Raw genomic sequence first — 12899 nt, forward strand, 5'->3', positions numbered from 1 at the left:
CTTCAGGCCTCCTGCGACGCGCCGGCCTCGGCCGTGCGGCGCGCCTTGGTGTCGATGCCCAGGTCGACGAAGTAGCGCTGCAGCAGGTCGCGGTCCACCGGGCGGATCGCCGCGCCGATGGCCTCGAGCTGCGCGTGCGTGGCCTCGCCGCTCACCTTCGGTGGCGTGGCCGATGTGTCGTAGCGGTCGAGGATCGCCAGCACCGCCGCGAGGTCGCGGTCCTGCCCCACGGCGAGCCGCGCATGCGCGCGCTGCAACCAGGGCTCGAGCCCCACCGGTTCGAGCCGCATGCCGAGCCGCTCGAACACGGCCGGAATGTCGCGCACCCGCAGCGCCTCCTGGCTCGTCAGGTGGAACACCTGGCCCCACGCAGACTGCAATGCGGCGAGGCCGAGGATGGCGCGCGCCACGTCGTCCACCGGCGTGAGGTTGAGCGGCAGGTCCATGTCGGGAATCGCTTCCAGGTCGGCATAGAGATGCGCCACGCGCCAGATCAGGTCGTCGGCGTTGCAGATGGCGTGCGTGTGGTCGCCGGTGACCGCGCCCAGCCGGTAGATCGCCACCGGCATGCCGCGCGCCTGCGCCGCGCGGGCCAGCGCGTCGCCCACCCACTTGCTCTGGCTGTAGCCGTCGACCAGCCCGCTCCAGGAAGCCAGTGTCGACTGCTCGGTGACGGTGCCCTCCTTGCCGTTGTTCTGGTCGATCACCGCCAGCGTCGAGACGTAGTGCATGCTCTTGGGCCGCCCCTGCGAGGTCCACTCGAGCAGCGTGACCACGCTGTCGACGTTGGCCGGCTTCAGGCTGGCGTAGGGATGCAGGAAGTCGACCTGCGCGGCGCAGTGGTAGATGGCGTCGCAGCCGTCGCGCACCAGCCGAACGGCGCTGTCGTCAAGGCCGAGCAGCGGCCTGCCGAGGTCGCCGGTCACGACCTTGATGCGCTCGTCGTCCCAGATCGCGCCGAGCCGGCGCTGCGCCAGCGTGAGCTGCAGGCGCCGCCTGCCGGCCTCCTCGTCGGCTGCGCGCACATGGCAGACCACGCATGCCGAGGTGTCGCGCAGCAGCGCGGCCAGCAGGTGGCTGCCGACGAAGCCGCTGGCGCCCGTCAAAAACACGCGCTTCGCGATCAGCGGCGGCAGGGCCACATGGGGCTGGATGCCCGCGGGCAGCTCCAGTTCGCGCGACAGGTCGAGCGCCTCGGCACCCGCCGTGTTGTCGTCCAGCCATGCGGCCAGGGCGGCGACGGTCGGGCGGTTGTAGACCTCGGCGTGCGGGAAGTCCGCGCGCACCTGCTGGCGGATGCGCATGCCGAGCTGGATGGCCATCAGCGAATGGCCGCCGAGCTCGAAGAAGTTGTCGTGGATGCCCACGCGCTCCAGGTGCAGGGTCTCGGCCCACAGCGCGGCGAGTTGCCTCTCGGTGGCAGTGCGGGGTTCGGCATACGGCGCGGCGGCCTGCTGTCCCGGCGCCGGCAGCGCCCTGCGATCGAGCTTGCCGCTCTGCGTGAGCGGCAGGAACGGCAGGTGCACGAAGGCCGAGGGCACCATGTAGTCGGGCAGCGACTGCGCCATGTGGGCGCGCAGCTCCAGCGGCTGCGGATCGGAGGACGCGACCACGTAGGCCACGAGGCGCTTCTCGCCCGGCACGTCTTCGCGCGCGATCACGGCCGCCTGCGTCACCTGCGGGTGGCGCAGCAGCACCGACTCGATCTCGCCGGGCTCGATGCGGTAGCCGCGGATCTTCACCTGCTGGTCGGCTCGGCCCAGGAAGTCGAGGCTGCCGTCGTTGCGCCAGCGCACCAGGTCGCCGCTGCGGTACATGCGGCTGCCGGGCTCGCCGAACGGATCGGCGACGAAGCGCTCGGCACTCAGCAGCGGGCGGTTCAGGTAGCCGCGCGCGACGCCGCCGCCCGCGATGTAGAGCTCGCCCGCCACGCCGGGCGGCACCGGCTGCAGCGCGTCGTCGAGCACGTAAAGCCGCGTGTTCCACCCCGGCGTGCCGATGGACGGTGCTTCCTTCGCATTCATCGGCGCGCTCATGCTCGCGCAGATGGTGATCTCGGTCGGGCCGTAGGCGTTGATCATGCGGCGGCCCTGCGACCAGCGCGCGGCCAGCTCGGCCGGGCAGGCGTCTCCGCCCACCACCACCGTCTGCAGGTACGGGTAGTCGCCCTCCGGCAGCGTCGCCAGCGCAGCCGGCGGAATCAGCGCGTGGCTCACGGCCTGCCTGCCGAGCAGCTCGGCCAGTTCCGTGCCCAGCAGCGGCTGCGGCGCCGGCACCACCAGCGCGGCACCGGCGTGGAAGGCCATCAGCAGATCCATCACCGAGGCGTCGAAGCCGCTGGAGGAGAACTGCAGCACGCGCGAGTCGTGGCCGATGGCGAAGCGTTCGGCCATCGTGGCGCCGAGGCTGCTCAGGCCCGCATGCGGCACCACCACGCCCTTGGGCGTGCCGGTGGAGCCCGAGGTGTAGATGACGTAGGCGGCATCGAGCGCATCTGCTGCGCGCGCCAGCGCCACGGGGCCGTCCGACTGGATCGCCAGCGCGGCGACGGTCTCGTCGCTGTCCAGCGCCAGGCAGTGCGGAATGCCCGCCAGCTCGGGCAGCAGCGAGGCATGCGTCAGCACGGCGGCGGGCGCCGCTTCCGCGAACACGAAGGCGCTGCGCCCCGCCATGTGGTTCGGATCGATCGGCAGGTACGCCGCGCCGGCCTTGACGATGGCCAGATGCGCCACCACGAGGTCGAGCGAACGCGGCAGCACCGTCGCGACGATGTCGCCGGCACCGATGCCGCGGCCGCGCAGCAGGTGCGCGAGCCGGTTGGCGCGCACGTCGAGCGCTGCGTAGCCGACGGTCGCGTCGTCGAGCACCACGGCCGGCGCATGCGGGCGCGCGGCGGCATGCGCCTCCACCATGGCGGCCAGCGAGAGCGGCGCGATCTCGCGCGTGCCGCCGCTCCAGTCGGACAGCAGGCGCCGGCGCTCTTCGTCGCCCAGGATGTCGAGGCCGGCCAGCGCCGTGTCGGGCGTCTCGCAGGCCTGCTCCAGCAGGCGCACCAGCCGCTCGCCGATGGCCTCGACGGTGCCGCGATCGAAGATGTCGGTGCTGTACTGGATGCCGCCCGCGATGCCGCCCGGCAGGCCGTCGGCGCCGCGCTGCTCGTCGAGGATGAAGGACAGGTCGAACTTCGCCGTGTCGACTTCCACCGGCTGCGGCGTGATCGACAGGCCCGGCAGGCTGAAGGACAGGCGGTTGTTGCTGCTCTGGAAGCCCAGCATCACCTGGAACAGCGGCAGGTTGGCGCCGCCGCGCTGGGGCCGCAGCAGCTCCACGATGCGGTCGTACGGGAACTCCTGGTTCGCGTACGCGGCGAGATTGGTGGCGCGCACCCGCGCGACCAGCTCGCGCAGGCTGGGCTGCCCTGCGACGTCGGTGCGCAGCACCAGCGCGTTGACGAAGCAGCCGATGAGTTCGTCCAGCGCGTGGTCGCTTCGGCCTGCAACGGGCGTTCCGATGACGACGTCCTCGCCCGCGCCCAGCCGGTTCAGCAGCCCCGCGAGCGCGGCCTGCAGCACCATGAAGACGCTGGCCTGGCCGTCGCGCGCCAGCTGCAGCATGCGCTCGTGCACCTGCGCCGGAATCCGCAGCGGCACCACGTCGCCGCGGTAGCTGGGCACGGCCGGATGCGGCCGGTCCGCCGGCAGGCTCAGCCGCTCGGGAAGATCGCGCAGGGTCTCGCGCCAGAACTCGCGCTGGCGGCCGGCCATGCTCTCGGGGTCGTCCTCGCTGCCGAGCAGGTCCTGCTGCCACAGCGCGTAGTCGGCGTACTGCAGCGGCAGCGGCGTCCAGCCGGGCGCCTGGCCTTCGCTGCGCGCGGCGTAGGCAACGCTCAGATCGCGCGCCAGCGGCAGCAGCGATGCGCCGTCGCCCACGATGTGGTGCGTGAGCAGCAGCAGCACATGCTCGTCGGCGGCCAGCCTGAACAGGTGCGGGCGCAGCGGCACCGTGCTGCCGAGATCGAAGCCCGAGCGGGCGGCGGCATGCAGCTGCGCGGCGATCTCGTCCTCGCTGCTGTCGGCCTCGATCAGCAGCGCACGCGCCTGCTCGCCCTCGAGGATGCGCTGGTACGGCAGCCCGTCCTCGCTCGGGTAGACGGTGCGCAGGCTCTCGTGGCGCTGCATCAGGTCGTCGAGCGCCGACTGCAGCGCCGCGCGGTCGAGCACGCCCGACAGGCGCAGCGCCAGCGGCATGTTGTAGGCGGGGTTGGCGTTCTCCAGCTGGTTCATCAGCCACAGGCGGCGCTGCGCGAACGACAGCGGGATGCGCGCCGGACGCGGCATCGGCACGAGGCTGGGCCCCGCCTGCGAGGCCTGGTCCAGAAGCTCGGCAAGGCCGGCGATGGTGGAGACCTGGAACAGCGTGTCCAGCGGCAGGTCGATCATGAACTGCTGCCGGATCATCGAGATCAGCTGCACGATCATCAGCGAGTGCCCGCCGAGCTCGAAGAAGTTGTCGTCGATGCCCACGCGCGGCAGGTGCAGCGTCTCGGCCCAGAGGCCCGCGAGGATCTTCTCGGTGTGCGTGCGCGGCGCCACGTAGGGCGTGGCCGCCTGCAGCTCGGGCGCCGGCAGCGCCTTGCGGTCGAGCTTGCCGCTGGGGCCGAGCGGCAGGGCCGGCACGCTGACGAAGGCCGAAGGCACCATGTACTCGGGCAGCGACTGCGCGAGATGGGTGCGCAGCTCGGCGGCCTGCGGATCGGCTCCATCAGCGGCAACCACGTAGGCGACCAGGCGCTTCTCGCCCGGCACGTCTTCACGCGCGACCACCGCCGCCTGCGCGACCTGCAGATGCCGCAGCAGCACAGATTCGATCTCGCCGGGCTCGATGCGCAGGCCGCGGATCTTCACCTGCTGGTCGGCGCGGCCCAGGAAGTCCAGGCTGCCGTCGTCGCGCCAGCGTGCCAGGTCGCCGGTGCGGTACATGCGGCTGCCGGGTCCGCCGTGAGGATTGGCGACGAAGCGCTCGGCGCTCAGCAGCGGGCGGTTGAGATAGCCGCGCGCCAGGCCGGTGCCCGCGATGTACAGCTCGCCGGTGGTGCCGGGCGGCACAGGCTGCAGGCCGCTGTCGAGCACGTGCATCTGCGTGTTCCAGATCGGTTTGCCGATCGGCACGCTCTTCAGCGCGGTCTCTCCCTCCGCCGTGCGCGGGCACTCCCACGAGGTGACGTCGATGGCGGCCTCGGTCGGCCCGTAGAGGTTGTGCAGCTCGCACGGCAGCAGTTGCTGGAACTGCGACTGCAGCGCCGGCGACAGCGCCTCGCCGCTGCAGATCACACGCCGCAGCGAGGTGCAGGCAGAGGCCGTGGGTTCGAGCAGGAACACCTCCAGCACCGACGGCACGAAGTGGATCGTGGTGATGCCTTCATCCGCGATCAGCTTCGCGAGGTAGGCCGCGTCCTTGTGGCCGCCCGGCTTCGCCAGCACCAGCGTGGCGCCGTCGATCAGCGGCCAGAAGAATTCCCACACCGACACGTCGAAGCTCGACGGCGTCTTCTGCAGCACGCGGTCGCCGGCCCCGATGCGGTAGCGGTCCTGCATCCACTGCAGGCGATTGACGATGGCCCGGTGCGACACCACCGCGCCCTTCGGCCTGCCGGTGGAGCCGGAGGTGTAGATCACGTAGGCCGGATGCGAGGGGTCGATGGCGACGCCGTGATCGGCGTCGTCGCAATTCGCCAGGTCCGCAAACGTTTGCCCTACATCGAGCAGAAGGGTCGGGGCGCTCACCTGCAGCGACTCCGCGAGCGCGGCGGTGGTGACGAGGCACGCCGGCTGCGCGTCGTCGAGCATGAAGGCGATGCGGTCCTGCGGGAAGTCGGGGTCCACCGGCAGGTAGGCCGCGCCGGTCTTCAGCGTGGCGAGCAAGGCCACCATGAGCTCGAACGAACGCGGAATGGCCAGCGCCACGGTGCGCTCCGGCCCCGCGCCGCGCGCGCGCAGCAGGTGCGCGAGGCGGTTGGCGCGTCGGTTCAGCTCGTCGTTGCTCATCGCCTCGCCCTCGAAGCGCAGCGCGACGCCTTGCGGATCGGCCGCGAGCTGTGCCTCGATCAGCGCGACGAGGTCTGTCTCGGGCACCGCGCGGGCGGTGTCGTTCCACGTCACCAGCAGCTGCTCGCGCTCGCCGGCCTGCAGCAGGTCGACGTGGCCGATGGCCTGGTCGGGCTCGGCGATCACGGCGGTCATGAAGGCCAGCAGCCGGCGCTGGTGGGCGGCGAGTTCCTGCGCGGTGTAGATCGCCGGGTTGGCGTCGAAGTCGATCTGCAGGTCCTGCCCGTTGCCGCGCTCGTACAGGAAGATGCCCAGGTCTTCGGCCGTGCCGTTCGACAGGTTGCGCGGCTTCGCCTTGCTGCCGGCGAAGCGGAAGTCGTAGTCGAAAGGCTCGACGTTGACCACGGTGGTGAAGAGCTGCCGGTTGTTCACCAGCATGTTGAGGTCGCTGCGCAGGTGCTCGTAGCGATAGGACTGGTGCCGCAGCACCTGCCGCATCTGCCGGCCCACTTCGTTGATGAGCTCGGGCATGCGCAGGTCGGCGCGCATCGCGAGGCGCAGCGGCAGGGCGTTCGCCACCATCGCGGGCACGCGGCGCATGCGGTCGTTGTGGCGCGCGGTGACGGGAATGCCGATCACCATGTCCTCGATGCCGGTGGCGCGGTACAGGTAGGCGGCGGTGGTGGCGATCAGGATCTGCGGCAGCGTGGTGCCCTGCTGCTGCGCGATGTCCGCCAGGGCCCGCACGCTGGCGGCCGGCAGGTGCGCTGTCTGCCGCAGCAGGCCGCCGACGTTGACCGAGCGGTGCGAGGCCAGGCTCAGCGGATCGGGCGCGTCGGCGAAGCGTTCGCTCCAGTACTGGCGGTCGCGCGGGAAGCGACCCGACTCGCGGTACGCCTTCTCCTCCTCGGCCAGCTGCGAGATGGGCGCGAGGCGCGAGGCCTCCGGCACTTCGGTGCCTTCGATGCGCGCGGTGTAGACGTCGGCGAAGCGACGTGCGATCAGCCCGCCGCCGAAGCCGTCGAGCACGATGTGGTGGCTGCGGTGGTACCAGACGTGGCGCTCGGGCGCGATGCGGATCAGCGCGGACATCCACAGCTGGTCGCGCGCGAGATCGTCCTTGCGGTTGAAGTCGGCCTGCATCCACGCCTGTGCGGCGGCGACCGGGTCTGCCTCGCCGCTGAAGTCGAGCCAGGGCATCTCGCGCGTGAAGACAGGTGCGACCACCTGGCGCGGCCCCTGCGCGGTGTCGACGAAGCTCAGGCGCGTGGCCTCGGCCTCCTCGGTCACCTGCCGCATCGCGGCGATGAAGACGTCGGGATCGATGGGGCCCTCGATGTCGATGGCTTCGGCGAGATTGAAGTTGGTATCGGGCGAGGCGAACCTGGCGCCGAGCCACATCGCCATCTGGCCCGAAGTGAGGACAGATGCGCCACCCTGAGGGTCGACCGTGCTCATGAACTTCTCCACGTCTTGAATTGATCGGCGGCGATCGCTCCGGCAAGGAAGCAATCGCCAGTCCCGATTCAATGTACAAGCTGTTTCAACAATTTCAGAGACAGCTTTCCGGGTGAAAACATTTCACGTGGAGCGTTGAGCGAGAAAGATTTCATCGGGAAGTGGTCACCCGATGAGCGGCCGAAAAATCCGATGGCTTTCGTCGTAACCGCAATGGGAAGCGCGGGAAATGGAATGTTGCAACGCAGCAACTTCATCTCCTGGGTGTAGGGTTTTCCCTCCGCGTATGGGCTCAGCGCGCGGGCTCAGCGCTTCTCGAAATACGGAATGAAGATGCCGTTGGCGGCAGTACCGACCTGCTTGACCCAGTTCAGCGAAAAGTTCTCGCCGAGGCGTTGCAGGTCGCGCCCGAGCAGGAAGGACACCGGCTCGACCTTCATGCCGTTGCGCCGCAGTTCGTCCATGGAACGGGCAGCGGCCTCCGCGCTGCGAGCCCATCCGCGCGTCTCGGCGACCGCGCACGCAGCCGCCAGCGAATTGCGCGAGGACGGAGCCAGCTCGTCCCACGCCTTGCCGTTGACGAACACGAGGTTCTTCGGGAACCACGCGTTGATCTCGTAGAAGTAGCGCATCGACTGCCACACGCGGCTCTCCACGCCGGTCACGGCGGAAGTCATCATGCAGTCGATGCGGCCTTCGGCCAGCGCCTTGTCGAGCCCTGTGGCCGGAACGTCGACGGGCACAGCGCCCATCAGCGTCGCGATGCGCGCGGTGGTGTCGTTGTAGGCACGCATGCGCATGCCGCGCAGGTCGCCCGCGCCGCCGAGCGGCCGGTTCGAGTACAGGCCCTGCGGCGGCCATGCCACCGCATAGAGCACGCGCATACCGCGCTGCGCGAAGGCCTGCTCGATCAGCGGGCGCTGGATGCGCCACAGCAGCTGCGCATCGGCATAGCTGCGCGTGATGAAGGGAACGGAATCGGCGCCCGCCAGCGGCACGTCGGCGGCGATGCTGCTCATGATGGCTTCGCCGGCCTCGACCTTGCCCTCCTGCACCGCCGCGCGAATGGCGTTCAGTGCGAACAGCGTGTTGCCCGGATGGACCTCGATGCGAAGCTGCCCGCCGGTCGCGGCCTCCACGTCCTTCGCCATCGCCAGCAGGTTGGCGGTGTGGAAGTTCTCCGCCGGATAGCCGGTGACCAGCCGCCACACGGTGGCCTGCGCCGACCACGCGGCCGGCGGCAGGACGCCGGCCCCGCACGCTAGCCATGCGAAGCCGCGCCGCGTGATGCTGCCGCCGTTCATGTCGAGGCCTCTCAGCCGATGGTGGCGATGGCGGCGCCGACCGCCACGTACCCACCCGCGGCAACCGAGATGGCGACGCGCCCCGCGCGATGCGCGAGCACCTGCATCTCCATCTTCATCGCCTCCATCACGGCGATGACGGCACCCTCGGCAACTTCGTCGCCGTCGGCCACCTTCCACGCCTGCACCGTGCCCGAGACGGGCGCGGCCACGGCGGCGGCATCAACTGCAGATGCCTGCGTCGCGGGCGCTGCGACAGCGCCGCCCGCGGCTGATGAAAGCCCGCTGAGCAGCACGGCAGGCAGCCCCAGCGCCATGCGCCGCCCGTCGACCTCGATCGCCGTGCGCAGCAGCGCGGCATCGGGCAGCGGATCGGGGCGCAGGGCCGGCGCCTCACCGTTGGCGAAGTCGGTCTCGATCCAGCGCGTGTGCACCTTGAAGGCGTCGCCCGAAACGAAATCGGGATGCTTCATCACCGCGCGATGGAAAGGCAGCACCGTGGGCAGGCCCTCGATGCGGAACTCCTTCAGCGCGCGCCGCGCACGCGCGATGGCCTGCTCGCGCGTGGCGCCGGTGACGATGAGCTTGGCCATCAGCGAGTCGAAGGTGCCCGGCACCTGCGAGCCCGAGTCCACGCCCGCATCGACGCGCACGCCAGGGCCCGAAGGCGCCTCGAACACCTTCACCGGCCCCGGCGAGGGCAGGAAGCCGCGCCCCACGTCCTCGGCGTTGATGCGGAACTCGAAGGCGTGGCCGCGCGGAGCCGGCGTCTGCCTGACCTGCAGCGGCAGGCCATCGGCGATGCGCAGCTGCTCGATCACGAGGTCAATGCCCGTGGTTTCCTCCGTCACCGGATGCTCCACCTGCAGCCGCGTGTTCACTTCGAGGAAGGAGATCGCGCCGCTCGCGCTCAGCATGAACTCGACCGTGCCCGCGCCGGTGTAGCCGGCCTCCGCGCAGATGTCGCGCGCGGCCTGGTGGATGCGCTCGCGCTGCGCGTCGCTCAGGAAGGGCGCGGGCGCCTCTTCCACCAGCTTCTGGTTGCGCCGCTGCAGCGAGCAGTCGCGCGTGCCGAGCACCACCACGTTGCCGTGCGTGTCGGCCAGCACCTGCGCCTCGACGTGACGCGGGCGGTCGAGGAACTGCTCGACATAGCACTCGCCGCGCCCGAAGGCCGTCACGGCTTCGCGCACCGCCGATTCGTAGAGGCCCTCGACTTCATCGAGCCGCCACGCCACCTTGATGCCGCGCCCGCCGCCGCCGAACGCGGCCTTGATCGCGACCGGCAGCCCGTGCTTTTCCGCGAAGGCGAGCACCTCGCCCGCGTTCTTCACCGGATCGGCCGTGCCCGCGACCAGCGGCGCTCCGACCTTCATCGCGAGCTTGCGGGCCTGCACCTTGTCGCCCAGCATCGCGATGGCGGCCGGCGGCGGGCCGACCCAGGTAAGGCCCGCATCGATGACGGCCTGCGCGAAGGCCGCGCTTTCCGACAGGAAGCCGTAGCCCGGATGCACCGCGTCGGCGCCGCTGCGCGCGGCCACGTCGAGCAGCTTGGCGATGTTCAGATAGGTGTCGGCGGGCTTGTTGCCGTCTAGGCCATAGGCTTCGTCGGCCATGCGCACGTGCAGCGCATTCAAGTCGGCATCGGCATACACCGCGACCGACTGCACGCCGTGGTCCGCACAGGCACGCGCGATGCGCACGGCGATTTCGCCCCGGTTGGCGATCAGTACTTTCTTCATGGGGAGGCTTTCACTGGGCCATGGGCCTGAAGCGGACGCGCGCGTTCACGGGGATCTGCCCCGCGCGGTCCAGGTGATGGGTGGCGACGGAGGCGATCACGGGATAGCCGCCGGTCAGCGGATGGTCGGCCAGGAACAGCACGGGCTGGCCGCTCGCCGGCACCTGGATCGAGCCGCGCGCGGTGCCCTCGCTGGGCAGCTCGGAGTGGTTGGCACGCGCCAGCGCTTCCTCGCCGGCCAGGCGGATGCCGACGCGGTTCGATTGCGGCGTGACGGTCCACGCCTGCGCGCACAGCAGCTCGACCGCGTCGGGCGTGAACCAGTCGGTGCGCGGGCCGAGCACGATGTCGAGCACGACTTCTTCCTGCACGGTGGGCAGGTCCGTGGGCGGAGCTTCGGGCTCGCCGACGAGGGCGCCCGCGGACACCGCGCGCAAGGGCAGCACGTCGCCCGTTGCAATGGCGTTCGGGCCGACGCGCGCGAGCGTGTCGGTGGAAAGACTGCCGAGCACGGGCGCGATGTCGAAGCCGCCGCGCACCGCGATGTAGCTGCGGATGCCGGCGCCCGGTTCGCCCAGCGCGAGCACGTCGCCGTCGGCCAGCGCGACGGGCTGGTAGCGCGGCAGCGGCCACTGCGCACCATCGGCGCGGGTCAGCGTGACAGGCCCTTCTGCGCCGGTGACAGCCACCACCGCATCGCCGTGGCAGGCAAGCTGGAAGCCGCCGTACGCGACTTCGATGCAGGCCGCGTCGGAGGCATTGCCGACGAGCCTGTTGGCCGCCTGCAGCGAGCGCCGGTCCATCGCGCCGGAAGCCGACACGCCCTGCTTCGCCTGGCCATGGCGGCCGCCGTCCTGCAGCAGCGCCTGAAGGCCCGCCGCGCGGATCTCGAAGGCACTGCCGCCGTTGTTCATTGCCGCCGGTTGCGACGGCGCAGGCGTGGTGGCCTGCGCTTCCGCGCGCGGCTGCCCGGTAACGTCAACGAATCGCACCGTGTCGCCCGGCTGCAGCAGCGCGGGCGTCTCGCGCGAGAGGTCCCACATCGGCGCGTCGGTGATGCCGAGGATCTGCCAGCCGCCCGGGCTGGCCTGCGGATAGACGCCGCTGAAGCTGCCCGCAAGGCCGACCGCGCCGGCGGGAATGCGCGTGCGCGGCACCTTTCGGCGCGGCACGTTCAGGCTCGGGTGCCCGCCAGAGAGATACGCGAAGCCCGGAGCGAAGCCGGTGAAGGCCACCGTGTAGTCGCTGCCAGTGTGGCGGCGCACCACTTCCTCGGGCGTGATGTCGAGCAGGCCGGCCACCTCGGCCAGGTCCTCGCCGTCGTAGCGCACCGGAATCTCGATGCGCCGCTCGATGCGCGTCTCGCGCGCGTCGAGGCTGCGCGCGCCGACCTGCCGCGCGAGCTCATCGGCTGCGATCGCGGCCGGCCTGAAGGTGATCAGCAGCGTGCGCGCGGCGGGCACCAGCTCCTCGATGCCCGCGATGGGTTCCGCGCGTAGCGAGGCCAGCAGCGCGAGGGTCTGCGGCAGGTCGTCGAGTTCGACCAGCACCGCATTCAGGTTGACCGGCAGGAAGCGCATGGTCATGCGGCATCCACGAAGGAGCGGATCGCCACGCCCGACTGCTCCAGCAGCGCACGCACCTGCCGCGCCATCTCCACCGCGCCGGGGCTGTCGCCGTGCACGCAGACCGACTCGGCCTCGATGCGCACCGTGCTGCCGTCGATGGCCGTGACCACGCCCTCGGAGGCCAGCCGCAGCATGCGCGCGGCAACTTCTTCTGCGTCGTGCAGCACCGCGCCGGGTTCGCGGCGCGACACCAGCGTGCCCTTGGGCGTGTAGGCGCGATCGGCGAAGGCTTCGGCCACCACGCGCAGGCCTGCGTCGCGCGCCCAGCCCAGCAGCGGCGAACCGGCCAATGCCACCAGGACGAGGCTCGCGTCGATCTCGCGGATGGCGGCGATCACGTCGCGCGCCTGGCGCTCGTCGTGGGCGATGGTGTTGTAGAGCGCGCCGTGCGGCTTCACGTAGCGCACGGTGGTGCCGGCTGCGGCGGCCAGCCCTTTCAGCGCGCCGATCTGGTAGATGACGTCGGCGCGCAGGTCGGCGCTTTCCACGTCCATGTTGCGGCGGCCGAAGCCCACGAGGTCACGGTAGGCCACGTGCGCGCCGACGACGACGCCGTGCTCCTTCGCCTGCCGCAGCGTGCGCAGGATGCCGGCCGGGTCGCCGGCATGGAAGCCGCAGGCCACGTTGGCGCTGCTCACGAGGGAAAGCATGGAGGCGTCGTCGCCCATGCGCCATGCGCCGAGGCTCTCGCCGAGGTCGCTGTTCAGGTCGATGTTCATCGTTC

At 70.8% G+C, this 12899-nt stretch carries 5 protein-coding genes; all 5 read right to left on the minus strand.

What is annotated here, in order from left to right:
- Positions 1-2 precede the first annotated feature (2 nt).
- The 5 genes from ABL840_RS37560 to ABL840_RS37580 all read right to left on the minus strand — a co-directional run bounded on the left by ABL840_RS37560 (position 3) and on the right by ABL840_RS37580 (position 12894).
- Positions 3-7502, minus strand: coding sequence for a non-ribosomal peptide synthetase (locus ABL840_RS37560; protein WP_093300556.1), 7500 nt, complete (start codon positions 7500-7502; stop codon positions 3-5).
- Between the two features lie 305 nt (positions 7503-7807).
- Complete coding sequence (locus tag ABL840_RS37565; protein WP_093300065.1) at positions 7808-8806, minus strand: TRAP transporter substrate-binding protein; 999 nt, start codon at positions 8804-8806, stop codon at positions 7808-7810.
- Between the two features lie 11 nt (positions 8807-8817).
- Entirely contained in the window at positions 8818-10548 is a 1731-nt protein-coding gene (locus ABL840_RS37570) for an acetyl/propionyl/methylcrotonyl-CoA carboxylase subunit alpha (protein WP_093300066.1), read from the minus strand.
- Between the two features lie 10 nt (positions 10549-10558).
- The gene (locus ABL840_RS37575; RefSeq protein WP_093300558.1) at positions 10559-12127 is read right to left on the minus strand and encodes an urea amidolyase family protein; all 1569 of its coding nucleotides are present in this window, start codon (positions 12125-12127) and stop codon (positions 10559-10561) included.
- A gap of 2 nt (positions 12128-12129) precedes the next feature.
- Complete coding sequence (locus tag ABL840_RS37580) at positions 12130-12894, minus strand: LamB/YcsF family protein (RefSeq protein WP_093300068.1); 765 nt, start codon at positions 12892-12894, stop codon at positions 12130-12132.
- Positions 12895-12899 lie beyond the last annotated feature (5 nt).

Origin of the sequence: Variovorax sp. NFACC27, assembly GCF_048301545.1 — a bacterium.
GTDB classification, from domain to species: domain Bacteria; phylum Pseudomonadota; class Gammaproteobacteria; order Burkholderiales; family Burkholderiaceae_C; genus Variovorax; species Variovorax gossypii.